At 74.0% G+C, this 18,617-nt stretch carries 15 protein-coding genes, 1 tRNA gene and 1 riboswitch; of the genes, 6 read left to right on the top strand and 10 right to left on the bottom strand.

The annotated features are described in order from the left end of the window. Positions 1–24: 24 nt before the first annotated feature. The 3 genes from N0B34_RS12905 to N0B34_RS12915 form a co-directional block, all read right to left on the bottom strand. Complete coding sequence (locus N0B34_RS12905) at positions 25–1,008, bottom strand: ribose-phosphate diphosphokinase (protein WP_263731801.1); 984 nt, start codon at positions 1,006–1,008, stop codon at positions 25–27. After that, on the bottom strand, positions 1,005–2,525 hold the full coding sequence (gene glmU, locus N0B34_RS12910; protein ID WP_263731802.1) for a bifunctional UDP-N-acetylglucosamine diphosphorylase/glucosamine-1-phosphate N-acetyltransferase GlmU: 1,521 nt from the start codon (positions 2,523–2,525) through the stop codon (positions 1,005–1,007). Before glmU ends, N0B34_RS12905 begins: the two co-directional genes overlap by 4 nt. A 158-nt stretch (positions 2,526–2,683) precedes the next feature. Beyond that, on the bottom strand, positions 2,684–4,066 hold the full coding sequence (locus N0B34_RS12915; RefSeq protein ID WP_263731803.1) for a PQQ-like beta-propeller repeat protein: 1,383 nt from the start codon (positions 4,064–4,066) through the stop codon (positions 2,684–2,686). 74 nt (positions 4,067–4,140) lie between these two features. Here N0B34_RS12915 and N0B34_RS12920 point away from each other — a divergent pair, with 74 nt between their 5' ends. Next, the gene (locus tag N0B34_RS12920) at positions 4,141–5,022 is read left to right on the top strand and encodes a PIG-L family deacetylase (RefSeq protein WP_263731804.1); all 882 of its coding nucleotides are present in this window, start codon (positions 4,141–4,143) and stop codon (positions 5,020–5,022) included. On the opposite strand, the gene N0B34_RS12925 is transcribed toward N0B34_RS12920, so the two are convergent. Further along, positions 4,997–6,340 (bottom strand): glycosyltransferase, encoded by a 1,344-nt coding sequence (locus N0B34_RS12925; protein WP_263731805.1) that lies wholly within the window; start codon positions 6,338–6,340, stop codon positions 4,997–4,999. The two genes, N0B34_RS12920 and N0B34_RS12925, sit on opposite strands and share 26 nt — an antisense overlap. A gap of 224 nt (positions 6,341–6,564) precedes the next feature. Further along, positions 6,565–6,673, top strand: a riboswitch (TPP riboswitch). On the opposite strand from N0B34_RS12925, the gene N0B34_RS12930 reads away from it, so the two are divergent. After that, the gene (locus tag N0B34_RS12930; RefSeq protein ID WP_263731806.1) at positions 6,666–7,970 is read left to right on the top strand and encodes an MFS transporter; all 1,305 of its coding nucleotides are present in this window, start codon (positions 6,666–6,668) and stop codon (positions 7,968–7,970) included. Its footprint overlaps the riboswitch before it by 8 nt. A 13-nt stretch (positions 7,971–7,983) precedes the next feature. Here N0B34_RS12930 and N0B34_RS12935 read toward each other — a convergent pair whose 3' ends face one another. Both N0B34_RS12935 and tdh read right to left on the bottom strand, forming a co-directional pair. Beyond that, the gene (locus N0B34_RS12935) at positions 7,984–9,174 is read right to left on the bottom strand and encodes a glycine C-acetyltransferase (protein WP_263731807.1); all 1,191 of its coding nucleotides are present in this window, start codon (positions 9,172–9,174) and stop codon (positions 7,984–7,986) included. Positions 9,175–9,177: 3 nt separating this feature from the next. Further along, positions 9,178–10,209 (bottom strand): L-threonine 3-dehydrogenase, encoded by a 1,032-nt coding sequence (gene tdh, locus N0B34_RS12940; RefSeq protein ID WP_263731808.1) that lies wholly within the window; start codon positions 10,207–10,209, stop codon positions 9,178–9,180. 243 nt (positions 10,210–10,452) lie between these two features. Between tdh and N0B34_RS12945 the strand changes: the two genes are divergently transcribed. Beyond that, positions 10,453–11,289 carry a hypothetical protein gene (locus tag N0B34_RS12945; RefSeq protein ID WP_263731809.1) on the top strand — a complete coding sequence of 279 codons (837 nt, stop codon included), beginning with the start codon at positions 10,453–10,455 and terminating at the stop codon, positions 11,287–11,289. A gap of 3 nt (positions 11,290–11,292) precedes the next feature. On the opposite strand, the gene N0B34_RS12950 is transcribed toward N0B34_RS12945, so the two are convergent. Further along, a tRNA-Gln gene (locus N0B34_RS12950) sits at positions 11,293–11,364 on the bottom strand. A gap of 131 nt (positions 11,365–11,495) precedes the next feature. Here N0B34_RS12950 and N0B34_RS12955 point away from each other — a divergent pair. Next, positions 11,496–12,179, top strand: a complete 684-nt coding sequence (locus N0B34_RS12955) for a TetR/AcrR family transcriptional regulator (RefSeq protein WP_412175746.1) — start codon at positions 11,496–11,498, stop codon at positions 12,177–12,179. Between the two features lie 84 nt (positions 12,180–12,263). Next, positions 12,264–12,743, top strand: a complete 480-nt coding sequence (locus tag N0B34_RS12960; protein WP_263731856.1) for a MarR family winged helix-turn-helix transcriptional regulator — start codon at positions 12,264–12,266, stop codon at positions 12,741–12,743. A gap of 49 nt (positions 12,744–12,792) precedes the next feature. Here the strand turns inward: N0B34_RS12960 and N0B34_RS12965 are convergent, their stop codons facing one another. The 3 genes from N0B34_RS12965 to N0B34_RS12975 all read right to left on the bottom strand — a co-directional run bounded on the left by N0B34_RS12965 (position 12,793) and on the right by N0B34_RS12975 (position 17,012). Further along, entirely contained in the window at positions 12,793–14,601 is a 1,809-nt protein-coding gene (locus tag N0B34_RS12965) for an ABC-F family ATP-binding cassette domain-containing protein (RefSeq protein ID WP_263731810.1), read from the bottom strand. Positions 14,602–14,682: 81 nt separating this feature from the next. Then, positions 14,683–15,375 carry a response regulator gene (locus tag N0B34_RS12970; protein WP_263731811.1) on the bottom strand — a complete coding sequence of 231 codons (693 nt, stop codon included), beginning with the start codon at positions 15,373–15,375 and terminating at the stop codon, positions 14,683–14,685. Then, the gene (locus N0B34_RS12975) at positions 15,372–17,012 is read right to left on the bottom strand and encodes a sensor histidine kinase (protein ID WP_263731812.1); all 1,641 of its coding nucleotides are present in this window, start codon (positions 17,010–17,012) and stop codon (positions 15,372–15,374) included. The genes N0B34_RS12970 and N0B34_RS12975 overlap by 4 nt, the downstream gene beginning before the upstream one ends. Positions 17,013–17,129: 117 nt before the next feature. Here N0B34_RS12975 and N0B34_RS12980 point away from each other — a divergent pair, with 117 nt between their 5' ends. After that, entirely contained in the window at positions 17,130–18,563 is a 1,434-nt protein-coding gene (locus N0B34_RS12980; RefSeq protein ID WP_263731813.1) for a cation:dicarboxylate symporter family transporter, read from the top strand. Positions 18,564–18,617: the final 54 nt, after the last annotated feature.

The following is an 18,617-nucleotide window of genomic DNA, read 5'->3' on the forward strand; positions in this document are numbered from 1 at the left end:
GCCGGCCGGTGCGTGGTGCGAAGGTCAGGCCTGCCCGTCGAACAGCGACGTGACGGAGCCGTCGTCGAACACCTCGCGGATGGCGCGGGCCAGCAGCGGGGCGATGGACAGCACCGTCAGCTTGGGGAACTGCACCTCTTCGGCGATCGGCAGGGTGTCGGTGACGACGACCTCACGGGCGCCGCACGCCTCGAGGCGCGCGACGGCCGGGTCGGACAGCACGCCGTGGGTCGCCGCGACGAGCACGTCCTTGGCACCGGCCTCGAGCACCACGCGCACCGCCTCGGAGATGGTGCCCGCGGTGTCGATCAGGTCGTCGACCAGCACGCAGCTGCGGCCCTCGACGTCACCGACCACCCGGTTGGCCACGGCCTGGTTGGGCCGGCGGATGTCACGGGTCTTGTGCACGAACGCCAGGGGGCCGCCGCCGAGCTTGGCCGCCCACTGCTCGGCGACCCGGATGCGCCCGGCGTCCGGCGAGACGACCGTCACGTTCGAGGTGTCCACCCGGGTACGGACGTACTCGACCAGGATCGGCATTGCCCACAGGTGGTCCACCGGCCCGTCGAAGAACCCCTGGATCTGCGCGGCGTGCAGGTCGACGCTCATGATCCGGTCGGCGCCGGCCGTCTTGAACAGGTCCGCCATCAGGCGGGCGGAGATCGGCTCGCGGCCGCGGTGCTTCTTGTCCTGCCGGGCGTAGCCGTAGAACGGCGCGACGACGGTGACGGTCTTGGCCGAGGCGCGCTTGAGCGCGTCGACCATGAGCAGCTGCTCCATGATCCAGGTGTTCACCGGACGGGTGTGGGACTGCAGGACGAACGCGTCCGCACCCCGGACCGACTCGCCGAACCGCGTGTAGATCTCGCCGTTGGCGAAGTCGTAGGCGGTGGTGGGCACCAGCTCGACGCCCAGGTGCTGCGCCACGTCGGTCGCGAGCTCGGGGTGAGCACGGCCCGAGACCAGCACGAGTCGCTTCTCACCGTCCGTGGTGATGATGCCGGTCATCGGGCGGTGTCCTTGTCCTCGGGTGCAGCGGCGGGGTCGGCGGCGGGGGCATCGGGGTCGACGGGGTCGTCGGGCGGGCGGAGGCCGCGAGCGCGGGCAGCGGCCTCGGCTGCAGCCGAGTCGGGCCGGGTGCGCTGCACCCAGTTCTCCACCGTGCGCTGGCTGGTGGCGTTCACGGCCAGCGCGCCGGGAGGCACGTCGCGGCGGACGACCGTGCCGGCGCCCGTGAACGCGCCGTCGCCGACGGTGACCGGTGCGACCAGCATCGTGTCGGCGCCGATGCGCACGTGCGAGCCGATCGTGGTGCGGTGCTTCGTCGTGCCGTCGTAGTTGGCCGTGACCGAGGCCGCGCCGATGTTGGTGTGGTCGCCGATCTGCGCGTCGCCGATGTACGACAGGTGCGGCACCTTGGACCCCGTGCCGATCACCGCGTTCTTGGTCTCGACGAACGCGCCGATCTTGCCGCCCTCGCCGAGCACGGTGCCGGGACGCAGGTAGGAGAAGGGGCCGACGGTCGCGCCGGCGGCGATCACCGCGAGCGAGCCGTGGGACCGGACGACCGACGCGCCGGGGCCGACCTCGACGTCCGTCAGCGTGGTGTCCGGGCCGATGGTCGCGCCCGTCGCCACCGTGGTGGCGCCGAACAGCTGGGTGCCGGGCAGCAGCGTGACGTCCTGGGCCAGGTCGACGTCCACGTCGACCCAGGTGGTGGCCGGGTCGACCACCGTGACGCCGGACCGCATCCAGTCCTCGAGGATGCGGCGGTTCAGCTCCGCCCGGAGCACGGCCAGCTGCACGCGGTCGTTGACGCCCTCCACCGAGAGGGTGTCGTCCGTGCGCAGGGCCCGCACCCGGCCGCCGTCGCCACGGGCGATGGCCAGGACGTCCGTCAGGTACACCTCGCCGGCCGCGTTGTCCCGGCCGAGCCGGGTCAGCGCCGAGCGCAGCACCGCCGCGTCGAACACGTAGGTGGAGGTGTTGATCTCGCGGATCTCGCGCTGCTGGTCGTCGGCGTCCTTCTCCTCGACGACGCCCGCGACGTCACCGGTGCCCGGCTCGCGCAGCACGCGCCCGTAGCCCGTCGGGTCCGCCACCTCGGTGGTGAGCACCGTCACCGCGTCGGCGTCCTCGTGGTGCGCCAGCAGCAGCTGCTGCAGCGTGCCGGTGTCCAGCAACGGCACGTCGCCCGCCATCACCACGATCGAGCCGTCCACCTGCCGGGCCGCGTCGAGCGCCGCGAGCGCCACCTGGACCGCGCGGCCCGTGCCGGGGATCTCGTCCTGGTCGGCCACCAGCGCCTCGGGGTCGATCTGGGCGAGGTGCTCGACGACCGCCTCCCGCCCGTGCCGGACGACCACCACGACGCGCTCCGGCTCCAGCGCACGGGCGGTGGTCACCGCGTGACCGAGCATGGAGCGGCCGGCCAACGTGTGCAGCACCTTGGGGACGGCCGAGCGCATCCGGGTGCCCTCCCCCGCTGCGAGGACGACGACGGCTGCGGGGCGGGGGATCGTCACCTTCAGGGTGCTCCTCGCGGGCTTCTGCGGGATTCTGCCGGGCACGACGCGCGCCGGGCGGGCGGACCGTGCACCCGAGTCTACCGCCGCGGCACCGGCCGACCGGCCGTCTCGGACGGGTGCGGACCTCGTCGGACGCTCACCCCAGGGGCGACCGATCAGCCGATGACCACGATGTCCGAGCCGTCCTGGGCCAGCGCGAGGAGCAGCCCGTCGAACCCGAGGAGCCGCTGGTGGCCGGCCGGCAGGGGCGCACGCCACAGCACGGCACCCGTCCGCAGGTCGAGCGCCGCCACGTCCGTGCCGAGCGCGACGACCAGCACCCGGCCGTCCGTGACCGGCGGCAGCTGCTGGACCGGAAGGGCGGCCTGCCAGCGCACCGTCCCCGTCGACCCGTCGACCGCCGTCACACCCCCGTCCCGGGTGACGTACACGACGCCGCCCAGCACCAGGACGCCCGCCGGGGAGGCTCCCGGCAGCTGCCACAGCTGCCGGCCGGTCGAGCCGAAGGCCCGCAGCACGCCGCTCCGCAGGAGCGTGAGGCCGGGCAGGCTGCCGTCGTCGGACGCGATGCCCACCGGCTCGCCGTCGAGGCGCAGGTCGCGGTCGGGACCGACGACGAGCGTGCCCGCCGCGTCGGGCAGCACCAGCCGGCCGTCCGCCAGGGGCTGCGCACCCGCGTAGCCGCGCAGGTCGACGGAGCGGCGGACCTTCCCGTCGGCCCCGAGCAGGTCCAGGGCCGTGTCACCGGCGACCGCCACCAGGTCCCCGACCCGCACCACGCCGTGGCCGGTGCCGTCCTGCAGGACCGACGGCGCCGTGCGCCACCGCTCGGCGCCCGAGCTCGCGTCCACGCCCACCACCTGGTGCCGCGCGGAGGACACCAGGACCGCCAGCCCGCCGTGCAGGACGACACCGAGGTGCGAGAGGTCGGCGGCGACCGCATGGCTGGCCCGGACGGAGCCGTCGCGCGGGTCGACCACGACCAGATGGGCCTGCGTCGCCTGCGAGGTGCTGACCGAGGGCCCCGAGCTCATCACGACGGCGTCGGTGAGCAGGCACACGATGCGGGACGCGTCGTCCGGGACACGCTCGCAGGACCCCGTCGGCCGGAGCGCACCCCCCTTGGCGGTCCGGGCGGTGTCCGGTCCGATCACCGACCTGGTCCAGCGCGCGTGGCCGTCACGGCCGTCGAGCTCGACGACCCCGATGGAGCCGTCCGTCGCGAGGACGGGGCCGACGACCGTCCCGCGCCAGGCGACGCCCTGGCTGACCGACACGAACCGCGACGCGTCGAGCGACCAACGGACCGTCAGCGAACGGTCGACCGGCGCCACCACCTGCGTGCGGTCGGAGAGGCGGTCCCAGCCGGCTCGCGCCCAGGCGTCCGCGGCCCACTGGCCGGCGACCAGTGCGAGGACGACCGCGGCGGCGCCTGCGAGCAGCCAGAGCCGGGTGCGGCCCGAGGGCGGCCGGTGCCGCGGACCTGGCGTCGGCGCAGGCTCGTCGTCGAGCTCGATGGGCACCATCGCGGAGGGCACCAGCCGACGGTAACCAGCGGGATGCGCCACCGGGTGCCGATCGACGTGCGCGGGGTCCGTGGAGACGCACTGGCATGATCGGCGCCGTGGCGGCGAACGGCGGGCTGGTGGTCGTCTCGCCGCACCTGGACGACGCCGTCCTGTCCCTGGGCGCGCACCTCGCGGCGCGGGTCGCCGCCGGGGAGCACGTGGAGGTCTGGACGGCGTTCACGCAGGCCCCGGCGGCCGGTCAGGTGCCCCGTGGGCTGCGGCGGTTCGCCGACTACACCGCCCGGCTGGCGGAGGACGACCACGCGCTGGGTGTGCTCGGAGCGGGAGGTCGGCGGTTCGACCTGCCGGAGCGGGTGTGGCGGATGCCGCGGGCGCGCGGTCTGCGCGCCGCCTTCCGGACACCTGCCGACTCCTCCGGGTTCGAGCAGCTGGGCCACCTGGAGGACCTGGTCGCCGAGGCGCTCGCCCGTCCGGGGGTGCGCGTGCTGGCGCCGCTCGGGATCGGCCACCACGTCGACCACGTCGAGGTCGCGGTGGCGGCCCTCACCGCCGCCCTGCGCCTGCAGGCGACCGACCGGGTCGGCTTCTACGAGGACTTCTACGCGCTGGGCAACGGCGCGCGTCACCGGCACCCGGTCACCCGCGCGCACGCCGGTTCGCCGTGGCGCCGGCTGCGCGAGGCACCCGGGTGGGCGGGTCCGGCGGAGGGCGTGGTGCTCGCCGGGACCGCCGCGATCGGCGTCGGCCCGTCGCTCGACGTGTACGTGCGGGGGTGGACGTCGCTGGACTGGCAGTGCACGGTGCACCCGGTGGACCGCTGGTCGCAGGACCGCCAGCTGGCAGCGGTGGCGGAGTACCGCAGCCAGACGCCGGCCCTGGGCGGGATGCGCCAGCTGGGGCCGATGCTGCGCCGCGCGCACCGGCTGCGCGGCGGTGACGTCATCTGGTCGGTACGGCCTCGCTGACGGCGTCGACCGGAGGCCGCGCGGCCGCCGGGACGGTGCCGTCCCAGAGGTCCGCCGCCCCGAGGGTCACCGCGCCGTCCCAGCCGTCCGACGCGTCGGCGGGGCCTCGGGCGGCGCGGCGGATCACGTCGGCCAGCCGAGCGCACTGCTGACCCTCCCCGAGCTGCCGCGCACGCAGCTGCGCCGCGGCACCCAGGCGCTCGCGCAGCGCCCGGTCCCCCAACGTGCCCAGAGCCTGCGCGTAGGACGCCGGGTCGGGCGGCACGACGAGGGCCGACACACCGTCCTCGACGACGCCGTTCGCGGTGTCGGACACCAGCAGCGCCAGCCGCTCGTGGGCGGCCTCGTTGAGCACGTACGCCTGCGTGTCCACCACCGAGGGGAAGGCGAACACGTCGGCGTCGGCGTAGACACCCCCGAGCTCGCCGCGCGGGTACGGACCGATCACCGTGACCCGGTCGGCGATGCCGAGCCGCGCGGCCTCCACGGCCAGCCGCTCGCGCAGCGGCCCTCCGCCGACGAGCGCGAGGTGCACGTCGACGCCCTGGTCGACCGCTCGCCGCACGGCGTGCAGCAGCACCGGCAGGTTCTTCTCCGGGGCGAACCGCCCGACGTACAGCATCCGCAGGGCACCGGGACGCCAGACGAGCTCGGCGGGCACGGGGGCGGCGGGCAGCCGGTCGATCCCCGTCGGCAGGACCGTGACGCGGGCGTCGGGGCAGAGCGCCCCGTAGGTGGGCAGTCCCTTGCGGGACAGCAGCACCACCTCCCGCGCATCGGCGTGCAGCGCGGCGGTCGTGCGGTCCACCAGCCGGCCGGCCCGACGGTCGGGCTGGTCACCCGTCGCCGTCGGACGCCGCAGGAACGCCCGGCGGGCACGTGCGGACACGGTCAGCAGCAGCAGCGGCTTGACGCCTCCGGACCAGACCGCGCGCAGGGGGTTGTAGTAGGCCGTCGCGCCGGTGGTGTCCGTGGACACGACCATCACCAGGGGGATCGAGTAGAACGCCGCCAGGATGATCCCCAGCACGCCGACCCGGCCGAGGGTCGAGACCACGACGACGTCCGGACGGTCCTTGCGCGCCCGGAGCAGCTCGCCGAGCACCGAGTACCGCGCGTGGTGGTCGCCGGGGTACCCGACGTCGTGCAGGGAGCGGAAGATCACCTGCTCGTCGTCGCGCCGGTGACCCCCGATGCCGCCCGCCGGGGCGAACGTCCGGGGCTCGAGCCCCAGCAGCCGCAGCTCGCGCTGCCAGGACTCCACCATGTACGACGGACCGGCCGCCTGCCCGAGCGGCAGGTCGGCGAAGACCCACACCCTGACCACGTCCGTGAACCGCCCCTCGTGCCCTCGATGGTGTCGCACCGGCCATGCCACTCGGAACCGGGACGAGTATCGGGCACGGGGCTGGGTCCTGGTGCCGAACGCCATGCCGACATCGTGGCGGTGCCGGTGTGCGGAGGACCATCGGGTTCTCCCCCCATCGGACCCTGAGGTTCACCCGCAGGAACGGGGGCTCACCCCGGGCACCGCTACGCTTCCGCACGACACACGGGAGCCCCGGCAGGGGCTGAGAGGTAGCCGACGCCGCTACGACCGTCGAACCTGATCCCGGGTCATGCCGGCGGAGGAAGTGGGACTGATGGCATCTGCCCGTCCAGCCGTGGACAGCGACGCACGTCTCGAGTGGTCGGCCCCGGCCGACGGCGGCCGGCGTGCGGTGCGCGGGGGCGCGCTCGGCAACTACGTCGACCAGTTCGACATCATGCTGCCGGTCGTCACCATGACGCCGGTCGCGGACCAGGTGTTCGGTGCGCAGCACGTGGTCGCGGCGACCGGGTGGGTGTTCGTCGCGACGCTGCTCGGCCGGCCGCTCGGCGCCGTGGTGCTCGGCCCGCTCGCCGACCGCCTCGGCCGCACGGCGACCACCCAGGTGGCGCTCGCCGGCATCGCGCTGACCACGGCGCTGGTCGCCGTCGTGCCGGACCACCGCGTGCTCGGCGCGGGCACGATCGCCCTGGTCGTGCTGCTGCGGTTCCTCGGCGGCGTGTTCGTCGGGGGCGAGTACTCGGCGGCGATCCCGCTGGCGATGGAGTGGAGCGCACCGCGCCGCCGGGGTGCCCTGAGCGGGCTGGTGATGGCGATGTCGCCGTGGGCCAACGCCACCATCTCGGCGGTGGTGCTGCTGCTCACCTCGGTGCTGCCCCACGGGGCGTACGCCGCCTGGGGCTGGCGCGTGCCCTTCGTCGTCGGCGCCGTGCTGGCCGGCGCGCTCTGCCTCTACTACCGGTCACTGGTGCCCGAGTCCGACTCCTGGCGGGCGGCGGCGCCCCGCACCCGGCCGCTGCGCGAGGTCCTGGTGGGCAGCCACCGTCGCGCGCTGTGGCAGGTGTTCGTGCTGATGAGCGGGCTGTGGCTGCTGACCCAGATGGCGGTGCCGACCCTGACCGCCCAGCTGCGGGCCGGCGGGCACCTCGACGCGCGCCAGCTGTCGTTCACCCTGCTGGTGGCGACGGCGGGTTCGGCCGTCGCGATGCACCTCGCGGGCGACGCCTCGACGCGGCTGGGGCGCCGACGCTTCTTCCTCGGCTTCGCCGCCGTCGTGGTGGTCGCCGCGCCGCTGACCTGGGCCGGCGTGCTCGCCGCCCGGGGGCTGGTGGCCGTCGCCGTGCTGGGCCTGGTGCTGCAGGTGGTGACCGTGACCGGGTACGCCCCGGTCGGCGCCTACCTCGCCGAGCGGTTCCCCGCCGGCGTGCGGGCCAGCGGGTACGGCGTGGGGTACAGCCTCTCGCTGGTGGTGCCGGCCCTCTACCCGCTGTGGTTGCCCGTGCTGCAACGCACGGTCGGGGGCGCCGCCGTGCCCGCCGTTCTGGTGCTCGGCGGGCTGCTGCTGGGCGCCGCCGCGTGGTGGGGCCCGGAGCCGGACGTCGACGCGCCGCTGGCCTGAACGTCCGGCGGGGCTACCGCCGGGTCGACCGGACGGCGTCCCGCGCCTCCACGAACGCCTGCACGCACGTGGCGATGTCCTCCGGCGAGTGCGCGGCGGAGATCTGCACGCGGATCCGGGACCTGCCCATCGGCACCACCGGGTAGGAGAACGGGATCACGTACACGCCTCGCTCCAGGAGCGCGTCCGCGATGGCGACCGCCTCGTGGGCGTCCGGGAACATCACCGGGATGATGGCGTGCTCGCCCGGCAGCAGGTCGAACCCGGCGGCCTCCATCCGGTTCCGGAAGTCCGCCGCGTTGGCCCACAGCCGCGCGCGCTGGTCCGCACCGTCCGCCACCAGGTCCAGCGCGACCAGCGACGCGGCGACCACCGACGGCGGCACCGCGTTGGAGAACAGGTACGGCCGCGCCCGCTGCCGCAGCAGCTCCACGATCTCGGCGCGCGCGCTGATGTACCCGCCGGAGGCGCCGCCGAGCGCCTTGCCGAGCGTGCCTGAGACGATGTCGACCCGGTCCTGCACGCCGAACAGCTCCGGGGTGCCCGCGCCGGAGGGGCCGACGAAGCCGACGGCGTGCGAGTCGTCGACCATGACCAGCGCGTCGTACCGCTCGGCGAGGTCGCAGATGGCGTCGAGGGGCGCGAGGTAGCCGTCCATGGAGAACACGCCGTCCGTGACGACGAGGCGCCGGCGCGCGCCGCTCGCGGCCTGCAGCTGCGCCTCGAGGTCGGCCATGTCGCGGTTGCGGTACCGCAGGCGCTGCGCCTTGCACAGCCGGATGCCGTCGATGATCGACGCGTGGTTGAGCTCGTCGGAGATCACCGCGTCCTGCTCGCCGAGCAGCACCTCGAACACCCCGCCGTTGGCGTCGAAGCACGACGGGAAGAGGATCGTCGCCTCGGTGCTCAGGAAGTCGGAGATCTTCTGCTCCAGCGCGACGTGCTGGGTCTGCGTGCCGCAGATGAAGCGCACGCTCGCCATCCCGAAGCCCCACTCGTCGAGCGCGGCCTTCGCGGCATCGACCAGGCGGGGGTGGTCCGCGAACCCGAGGTAGTTGTTCGCGCAGAAGTTCAGGACGTCGCTGCCGGCCGAGCGCACGTGCGCCGCCTGCGGTGAGGCGAGCTGGCGCTCCGTCTTGTAGAGGCCTGCCTCCCTGATCTCCGCCAGGGTGTCCTCGAGCTGGCCGCGAACGCTGGAGTACATGGTCTAGTCCTCGTCCCAGTCGATGATGACCTTGCCGCGGTCGCCGCTGCGCGCGGCGGCGAACGCCTCCTGCCAGCGGGAGGCCGGGAAGCGGTCGGTGATCACGCCCGTGACGTCCAGGCCGGTGCTCACCATCGCGGTCATCGTGTACCAGGTCTCGAACATCTCGCGGCCGTAGATGCCCTTGATGGTGATCATGTGGGACACCACCTTCGCCCAGTCGACGGCGATGGGCCGGCTCGGCAGCCCGAGCAGAGCCACCCGGGCACCGTGGGTCAGGTTGTCCAGCATCTCGGGCAGCGCGTTGGCGTTCCCGCTCATCTCCAGGCCGATGTCGAAGCCCTCCTGCATGTGCAGGCGCTCCTGCGCGGAGGCGATCCGGTCGTGCGCGACGTTGACCGCCAGGTCGACGCCCATCGAGCGGGCCAGCTCGAGACGGGCCTCGTTGACGTCCGTCACCACGATGAACCGGGCGCCGACGTGGCGGGCGACCGCCGCAGCCATCAGGCCGATCGGCCCGGCGCCGGTGATCAGCACGTCCTCGCCGACCAGGGGGAACGACAGGGCGGTGTGCACGGCGTTGCCCAGCGGGTCGAAGATCGCGGCCAGGTCGGGGTCGATGTCGTCCGGGTGGTGCCAGACGTTGCTCTCCGGGACGACGACGTAGTCCGCGAACGCTCCGTCGCGGTTGACGCCGAGGCTCGAGACGCGGATGCACAGGTGCCGTCGACCCGCGCGGCAGTTGCGGCAGTGCCCGCACACGACGTGCCCCTCGGCGGAGACGAGGTCCCCGACCTTGACGGTGTGGACGTCGGCGCCCACCTCGACGACGTGACCGGAGAACTCGTGGCCGGGGACGAGCGGGGCGTCGATCGCCCCCGCGGCCCAGCTGTCCCACTCCTCGATGTGCAGGTCGGTGCCGCAGATGCCGGTGCGTCGCACCCGGATCTTCACGTCGGTGCGTCCGGGGGTCGGTTCGGGCCGTTCGGTCAGGATCAGACCGGGCGCCGCAGCACTCTTGTAGAGGGCTCTCATCGCGCGAACTCCAGCTGTGAGGTGTCCGGCCGTCGTGCCGGCAACGGGGGTGGCCCGTCGTCGCAGCGTACCGACGAGCCCCGACGGGCGGCCGCGCGACGCGACGCCCGGGCCGACGCCGGCGCCCTGCTCAGCGGGCACATCCGGGCATGATCGGATTCATTCGAACGGCCGATCATGTCCGTTCGCGTTGTGCGCCGATGACCACCTCATCGGAACCGCCCACGCCGACGTGGAGGACCCATGGCCCGACTGCCGAGCGCACGCCAGATCGCCCGCATGACGCCCCAGGAGATCGACGAGACCGCGACCCGCCTCGAGGCGCAGGTCGCCGAGCTGTCCTCCGAGCACGGTCGCACCGAGCAGATCTTCGGGCAGACCACGGGCGTCGCCGCCGCGTGGGCGGCTTCTGACTTCCAGATGCAGCTGCTGCAGGGCAGCCCCCGCGAGCAGGCGCGCAAGATCGACGAGGTGCGCGCCTGCATCGGCGAGCTGGACGCCGAGCACGACCGCCGCGGCGGCTGGACCCGCGTCTTCCTGACGGCGGCCGAGGAGCCCGCACTGGCCCATGCCAGCCTCACGTGCCCGGCCGCGGCGGGGCGCGAGCACGTCCGACTGCCCGAATGGTCGGGGCGGCCCGTCGCCGAGATCGCCGAGGCGGCAGGCGTGCGGGCGTGCCCCACCTGCTACCCCGGTGTGCCGTACCACTGGCGGGCCCGCGCGACCCGGATCCTCACGCCGGCCGAACGGGCCCGGTGGCAGGCGACCGGGGTGCGTCCCGTCGCGTCCACCGCATCGGCGACGCCGGCCTTCGCGGACGTGCAGGGCCGGCCCGTGCTGACGCTGGACGGGCAGGTGCTGCGCACCGTGGACGCCGCTGTCGACGAGTACGCCGGGGCCGCGGCCCAGCTCCGCTGGTACCGGGAGAACGGCCGCTCGGTCGCCGGGCTCGAGGTCCAGCAGGCGCTCTGCACCTACCTGCTGGAGGCCATCGCCGTCCATCGCGGCACCGAGATCGAGGTGCAGGAGCACCGGCTCGAGCGCCACGTCGAGGCGCGCCTTCGTCGCGACTGGGGCTGACGGCTCCGCCCCCAGGATTCGAACCTGGACCGCAAGGCTCCAAAGGCCTGCGTGCTGCCGTTACACCAGGGCGGACCGACGCGAACGTCGGTGGGCAAGTCTGCCAGCCGGTGGCCTGCCGCCGGGGCGCCGCCGCGGGTGCCGCCGGAGGGGGTTCGCCCGGCAAGCCCGCCCTCCGTACAGGTACCGGACGGCACAATGGCCCGATGGCCGCCGACAGCAGACGATCCGCGCGCTCGCGCATGACGGGCACGCAGCGGCGCGCGCAGCTGCTGGACGTGTCGCGGCACCTGTTCGCGGAGAAGGGCTTCGAGAACACGAGCGTCGAGGAGATCGCGGCGCGCGCCGAGGTGTCCAAGCCGGTGGTGTACGAGCACTTCGGCGGCAAGGAAGGCATCTACGCCGTCGTCGTCGACCGGGAGATGCAGGCGCTCCTCGCGGCGCTCACGGGTGCGCTGGAGGGCGGTGGGCACCCGCGCGTGCTCGTCGAGCGCACCGCCCTGGCGCTGCTGGGGTACATCGAGGAGTCCGAGGACGGGTTCCGCATCCTGGTCCGCGACTCCCCCGTCGCGCAGGCGACCGGCACGTTCTCGAGCCTGATCGGGGACATCGCCACGCAGGTGGAGCACCTGCTGGCCGACCAGTTCAAGCAGACCGGCCTCGACCCGCGCACGGCGCCGATGTACGCCCAGATGCTGGTCGGCATGGTCGCCCTGACCGGGCAGTGGTGGCTGGACGCGAGGAGCCCCAAGCGCACCGAGGTGGCGGCGCACCTGGTCAACCTCGCATGGAACGGCCTGCAGGGTCTGGAGCGACGGCCGCTGCTGTCCCGCACGCCGGCGCCGGTTCCCACGGCGCGGAGCCGCCGAGACTCTCTCGACGTCGAGTAATCTGCGGGCGTGCCCGACGCCGGCCCCCGCGACAACGCCCTCACGGGCACGGGCGCGGGCGGGACGGGGACCGCGGTCGACGAGGTGGACCGCATCGTCGCCGCCTGGCGTCGCGAGCGGCCCGACCTGGACGTCTCGCCCCTGACGGTCCTGTCCCGGATCAGCCGGCTCGCGCGGCACCTCGACCTCGCTCGGCGCAGCGCGTTCGCCCGGCACGGGCTCGAGACGTGGGCGTTCGACGTGCTGTCCGCCCTCCGCCGGGAGGGTGCACCGTTCCGGCTCTCCCCCGGCGCGCTGCTCACCCAGACGCTCGTCACCTCCGGCACCATGACGAACCGCATCGACCGGCTGGCCGAGCACGGTCTGGTGGAGCGGCTGCCGTCGCCCGACGACCGGCGCGGGGTGCTGGTGCAGCTGACACCGGCCGGCCTGCGGACGGTGGACGACGCGATGGCCGACCTGCTGGCGGTGGAGCGCGAGCTGTTGGGCGACCTGCCGGAACCGGACCGGGAGCGGCTGGCCGAGCTGCTGCGCACGGTGGTGGCACCGTTCGACGCCTCCTGAGCCCGGGGTCCTGAGCCGAGGCGCTCAGGCCGGGGTTCGGCGCGGGTCGTCAGCCGGCGGTCTCGGACGCCTCCAGCCAGGCGTTCTCCAGCTCGTCCTTCTCGTCGGCGAGCGCCCGCAGCTCCGCGTCGAGCGCCAGCACCGCCTGGTGGTCGGTCGCCTGGGCCGCGAGCTTCTCGTGCAGCTCGGTCTCCAGCACGGCGATGCGTGACAGCCGTCGTTCGATGCGGGCGAGCTCCTTGCGGGCCGCACGGATGTCCGCCTGGGACGGCGCGGCCGTGAGCGCGGGCTCGTCGTCCGTCCCGGCTGACGCCGCGGGTGTGGAGACCGCGTCACCGTTCTCGGCCGCCTCGATCGCCGCCCGGCGCAGGTGCAGGTACTCCTCCACCCCACCGGGTAGGTCCCGCACCGTGCCGTCGCCGAGCAGGGCGACCTGCCGGTCGCACACGCGCTCCAGCAGGTAGCGGTCGTGGCTGACGACGACGAGCGTCCCGGGGAAGCCGTCGAGCAGGTCCTCCAGCGCCGCCAGGGTGTCGGTGTCGAGGTCGTTGGTCGGCTCGTCGAGCAGCAGCACGTTCGGCTCGCCGACCAGCAGGCGCAGCAGCTGCAGGCGTCGGCGCTCGCCGCCGGACAGGTCGCGCACCAGCGTGCGGGCACGCTCGCGCGGGAAGCCGAGACGCTCCACCAGCTGGGCGGCGGTCAGCTCCTTGCCGCCGACGACGATCTGGCGGCGCTCGGACTCCACCACCTGCACCGCCGTGAGGTGCCCGATCGTGTCCAGGTCCTCGATGTCCTGGCGCAGCTCGACGGCACGGACGGTCTTCCCCCGGCGGATGCGCCCGCTGTCCGGGGCCACGCGGCCGGACAGCAGGCCAAGCAGCGTCGTCTTGCCCGCACCGTTCACGCCGACCACGCCGTACCGGTCGCCGGGACCCAGCCGCCACGTGACGTCGTCGAGGATGACGCGGTCGCCGAACGCCAGGGACACGTCCTCGACGTCCAGCACGTCCTTGCCGAGGCGGGCGGTCGCGGTGCGGGCCAGCTCGAGGCGGTCGCGGGGCGGCGGCTCGTCGGCGATCAGGACGGCGGCGGCGTCGAGCCGGAACTTCGGCTTGGACGTGCGAGCCGGTGCACCGCGACGCAGCCAGGCGAGCTCCTTGCGGAGCAGGTTGGCGCGCTTGGCCTCGACGGTCGCGGCGTTCTGGGCGCGTTCCGCACGGGCGAGGACGTAGGCGGCGTAGCCGCCGTCGTACGGGTCGACGACGCCGTCGTGCACCTCCCACGTGCGGGTGGTGACGGCGTCGAGGAACCAGCGGTCGTGGGTGACGACGACGAGCGCACCGGCCCCTCGTCCGAACCGCTGCACCAGGTGCTCGGCCAGCCACGCGACGCCCTCGACGTCGAGGTGGTTGGTCGGCTCGTCCAGCAGCAGCACCTCGTCGTCCCGCACCAGGAGGGCCGCGAGCGCCACGCGCCGACGCTGGCCGCCGGAGAGGGTGGCGACGTCCGCGTCGAGCGAGACGTCGGACAGCAGGCCGGCGTGCACCGAGCGGATGCGGGGGTCCGACGCCCAGCTGTGCACGTCGGCACCGCCGTGCACCGCGGCCAGGACCGTGCCGTGCTCCAGGTCGTCGCGCTGGTCGAGCATCGCCACGCGCACCCCGCCGGCACGGGTCACCCGGCCCTCGTCGGGCGTCCGCGTCCCGGCCAGCACGCGCAGCAGGGTGGACTTGCCGGCACCGTTGGGGCCGACGACGCCGATCCGCGCGCCGTCGTCCAGGCCGAGGGACACGCCGTCGAGCACCCGCCGGGTGCCGAGCGCGAGGGCGACGCGGTCGGCGCCGAGCAGATGAGCCACGGGGCGCCACGGTACCCGGGCGTCGCGCCCCGACCGATCCGGCCGATCCGACCCGGACCGGACTGGACCGGCCCGCGGCGCTCAGGCGCCGCCCACCCAGCGGTACTCGACCTCCGGGCGCCCGGCACTGCCGTACCGCGAACGCCGCACCACCAGACCCGTGTCGGCGAGGTGCTCGAGGTAGCGCCGCGCGGTGACGCGGGACGCACCGACCTGTCCGGCGACCTCGGCGGAGGAGCGGGCCTCGGCGGCCGACCGCAGCACCCCGACCACGGCGTCGAGGGACTCGCGGCTCATCCCCTTGGGCAGGCTCGACGGGTCGTGCCCACGCAGGGTGGCGATGATCCCGTCGACCTCGTGCTGCCCGCTCGCGACGTCGCCGACCAGGCGGCCGCGGTACGCCGCGTAGCGCTCGAGCTTGTCCCGCAGCGCCGCGAACGTGAACGGCTTCAGCAGGTACTGCACGACGCCCTGCGACACGGCCGCGCGCACCACCTCCAGGTCCCGGGCCGAGGTGACCGCGATGACGTCCGCGCGATGGCCTGCGCTCCGCATCGCCCGCACCACGTCGAGGCCGTCCAGGCCCGGCGGCAGGTGCAGGTCCAGCAGCACCAGGTCGATAGCGGAGCCGGCGGACGCCAGCAGCCGCAGCGCCGCGGCGCCGTCGTGCGCGAGGCCGCGGACCACGAAGCCGGGCACGCGTTCGACGTAGGTCCGGTGCGCCTCGGCTGCGACGGGCTCGTCCTCCACGATCAGCACGCCGATGTCGGTCATCGCGCCACCTCGACGGCGACGGGCAGCCGGACGGTGAACACGGCACCGGGGTACGGCGGCTCGCCGGTGCCGCGGACCTCGACCGTGCCGTTGTTCCGGCGGGCCGTCTGGCCGACGAGGGCGAGGCCCAGCCCGTGGCCCGCGAGCCGCTGGTCCGTCTTGGTGGACCAGCCGCGGGTGAACGCGCGGGCCGCCGTCTCGTCGCTGAGCCCCGGACCGGTGTCGCCGACCTGCAGCACCACGACGCTCTCGATGCCCCCCTCGGTCCGCGCGTCCTCCACCCAGCCGCTGAACCGCACCCGGCGCGGGCCGGGCGCCGAGGCCGCCGCATCGATCGCGTTGTCCAGCAGGTTGCCGACCACCGTGACCACGTCACGGGCCGGGAGCAGGCCTTCCGGCACCGAGGTCGCGGCGTCCACCTCGAGCTCGACACCGCGCTCGTTGGCCTCGGCCGCCTTGCCGAGCAGCAGGGCGGCCAGGACGGGCTCGCCGACGGCGCCGACGACCAGGTCGGTCAGCCGCTGCGCCGCGGCGAGCTCCACCGTGGCGAAGTCGAGCGCCTGGTCGGTGCGTCCCAGCTCGATCAGGCTGATCACGCTGTGCAGACGGTTCGCCGCCTCGTGCGCCTGCGAGCGCAGCGCCTCCGCCAGCCCCCGTGCCGAGTTCAGCTCGCCGGTCAGCGCCTGCAGGTCGGTGTGGTCGCGCAGGGTGATCACGGCACCGAGCTCACGGCCCTTCCAGCGGGCCGGCGCGCGGTTGACGACGAGGACCCGGTTGGCGGTCAGCTGGATCGCGTCCTCGACGGTGCTGGCACCCGTCAGCGAGGCCGCCATCGGCGCGGGCAGCCCGAGCTCGTCGAGGCGGCGGCCCTCCCAGTCGGGGCCGAGGTCGAGGAGCCGGCGCGCCTCGTCGTTCGCGAGGACGAGGCGGCCGTGCGGGTCGAGCAGGACGAGCCCCTCGCGCACCGCGTGCAGCACGGCGTCGTAGAACTCGTACATCCGACCGAGCTCGGCGGGCCCGAGGCCGTGGGTCTGACGACGGAGCCGGCGCGCCACCAGCACGGCGCCGAACGCCGCGAGGCTCAGCGCCACGGCACCGGCGCCCAGCAGCCGGGGCACCTGCTGCGCGAGGGCCCGCGAGACCGTGCCCCGGCTGACGCCGACGGAGACGAGCCCGACCACGGTGCCGGTGTCCGACCTGACCGGGACGACGGCACGCTCCGAGGGCCCCAGCGTGCCGGTGTAGGTCTCCAGGACGACGCCGCCGGCGAGCGCGGCGTCGATGTGGCCGATGAACGGCTGGCCGATCAGGCTGGGGTTCGGGTGCGAGTAGCGCGTCCGGTCCGTCCCCATCACCACGACGAAGTCCGTCGCGGTGTCGCGCCGGACCTGCTCGGCGAGCGGTTGCAGCACCGTCGACGGGTCGGGGGTCGCCAGCGCAGCCCGCACCTCGGGAGTCGCCGCGACGGCCCGGGCGACGGCGAGCACGCGGCTCCGGGTGGACTCCTGGCTGCTCTGCCGGGCCTGCAGGTAGGCCGCCGCGCCGCCAGCGAGCAGCACAACCGCCACGACCACCAGCTGCAGCGTGAACACCTGCCACGCCAGGCTCCACCGCCGAGGGTCCATGCGCCGTCGCATGCCCAAAGTGTGCGTCACGTGCGCAGCGCCAGCCGTAGACGCAATGAACGCAATCGTGACCCAGGTCACCATCCGTACGAGCCTCGGGGCACCAGACCCCAGCCCCGGAGGTTCATGATGACCAGCTCAGTCGCAGCGTCGCGACCGGCGCCCGACCCGACCAGCTCCGGTTCGCGCCGGCCCCGCGACAAGACGCACGTCCTCTACCTCGCCGTGATCGTCGCGGTGGCGCTCGGCATCGCCGTCGGCTTCGCGTTCCCGGGCAAGGACGGGTTCGCGGTCAAGCTGCAGCCGCTCGGCACCGGTTTCGTCAGCCTGATCAAGATGATGATCACCCCGATCATCTTCGTCACGATCGTCACGGGCATCGGCTCGGTCCGGAAGGCCGCCAGCGTCGGCAAGGTCGGCGGCCTCGCGCTCGGCTACTTCCTGGTGATGTCGACCTTCGCCCTGGCGATCGGGCTCGTCGTGGGCAACCTGGTCAAGCCCGGTGCCGGGCTCAACCTGACGCCCGCGGTCGCCAAGGCGGGACAGGCCCAGGCGGGCGCCGGGGGTGAGAGCACCACCCAGTTCCTGCTCGGCCTGATCCCCAAGACGCTGATCTCGGCGCTGACCGAGGGCCAGGTGCTGCAGACGCTCGTCGTGGCGCTGCTCGTGGGCTTCGCCGTGCAGTCGATGGGCGCGCGGGGCGTGCCGGTGCTGCACGCCTTCAGCAGCATCCAGAAGGTCGTCTTCAAGGTGCTGGCGATGATCATGTGGGTCGCGCCGGTCGGTGCGTTCGGCGCGATCGCCGCCGTTGTCGGTGCCACCGGCGTCAACGCCCTGGTCAGCCTCGGCAAGGTCATGCTCGGCTTCTACGTGACCTGCGCGCTGTTCGTGGTGATCGTGCTCGGCACGATCCTGCGCGTCGTCGCCGGCGTCTCGATCCTGCGGCTGCTGAAGTACCTCGGCCGGGAGTTCCTCATCATCGTCTCCACGTCCTCCTCGGAGAGCGCGCTGCCGCGGCTGATCGGCAAGATGGAGCACCTCGGCGTCTCCCGCCCCGTGGTCGGCGTCGTGGTGCCGACCGGCTACTCCTTCAACCTGGACGGCACGGCGATCTACCTGACGATGGCCTCGCTCTTCGTCGCGGAGGCACTGCACAAGCCGTTCGCCCTGGGCGAGCAGATCTCGCTCCTGGTGTTCATGATCATCGCGTCCAAGGGAGCCGCGGGCGTCTCCGGCGCGGGCCTGGCCACGCTCGCCGGTGGGTTGCAGTCCTACCGGCCGGACCTGGTCGACGGCGTCGGCATGATCGTCGGCATCGACCGGTTCATGAGCGAGGCCCGTGCGGTGACCAACTTCGCCGGCAACGCGGTCGCGACGGTCGTCGTCGGCAGCTGGACGGGTGAGTTCGACAGGGTGCAGGCCGAGCGGGTGCTCAGCGGTCGGGACCCGTTCGACGAGGCCGCGTTCTCCTCCGGCAGCGAGCTGGAGGGTGGCGCCTGGGACGAGCCCACGGCCGAGGCCCATGCCCCGGTGGCGCAGCCGGTGGCGGCCGCCAGCCTCTGACCGAGCGGGTGGCATCGAAGGACCGGCGCCGACCCCCGGCGCCGGTCCTTCGAA

The sequence above is a fragment of the Cellulomonas sp. SG140 genome (assembly GCF_025770785.1).
Classification (GTDB): Bacteria; Actinomycetota; Actinomycetes; order Actinomycetales; family Cellulomonadaceae; genus Cellulomonas.

What these genes read in the sequence shown, in the direction of transcription:
- N0B34_RS12905 (WP_263731801.1), bottom strand. Translation starts at nt 1,008, where the DNA reads ATGACCGGCATCATCACCACGGACGGTGAGAAGCGACTCGTGCTGGTC.
- N0B34_RS12920 (WP_263731804.1), top strand. Translation starts at nt 4,141, where the DNA reads ATGATCGGCGCCGTGGCGGCGAACGGCGGGCTGGTGGTCGTCTCGCCG.
- N0B34_RS12930 (WP_263731806.1), top strand. Translation starts at nt 6,666, where the DNA reads ATGGCATCTGCCCGTCCAGCCGTGGACAGCGACGCACGTCTCGAGTGG.
- N0B34_RS12935 (WP_263731807.1), bottom strand. Translation starts at nt 9,174, where the DNA reads ATGTACTCCAGCGTTCGCGGCCAGCTCGAGGACACCCTGGCGGAGATC.
- tdh (WP_263731808.1), bottom strand. Translation starts at nt 10,209, where the DNA reads ATGAGAGCCCTCTACAAGAGTGCTGCGGCGCCCGGTCTGATCCTGACC.
- N0B34_RS12945 (WP_263731809.1), top strand. Translation starts at nt 10,453, where the DNA reads ATGGCCCGACTGCCGAGCGCACGCCAGATCGCCCGCATGACGCCCCAG.
- N0B34_RS12955 (WP_412175746.1), top strand. Translation starts at nt 11,496, where the DNA reads ATGGCCGCCGACAGCAGACGATCCGCGCGCTCGCGCATGACGGGCACG.
- N0B34_RS12970 (WP_263731811.1), bottom strand. Translation starts at nt 15,375, where the DNA reads ATGACCGACATCGGCGTGCTGATCGTGGAGGACGAGCCCGTCGCAGCC.
- N0B34_RS12975 (WP_263731812.1), bottom strand. Translation starts at nt 17,012, where the DNA reads ATGCGACGGCGCATGGACCCTCGGCGGTGGAGCCTGGCGTGGCAGGTG.
- N0B34_RS12980 (WP_263731813.1), top strand. Translation starts at nt 17,130, where the DNA reads ATGACCAGCTCAGTCGCAGCGTCGCGACCGGCGCCCGACCCGACCAGC.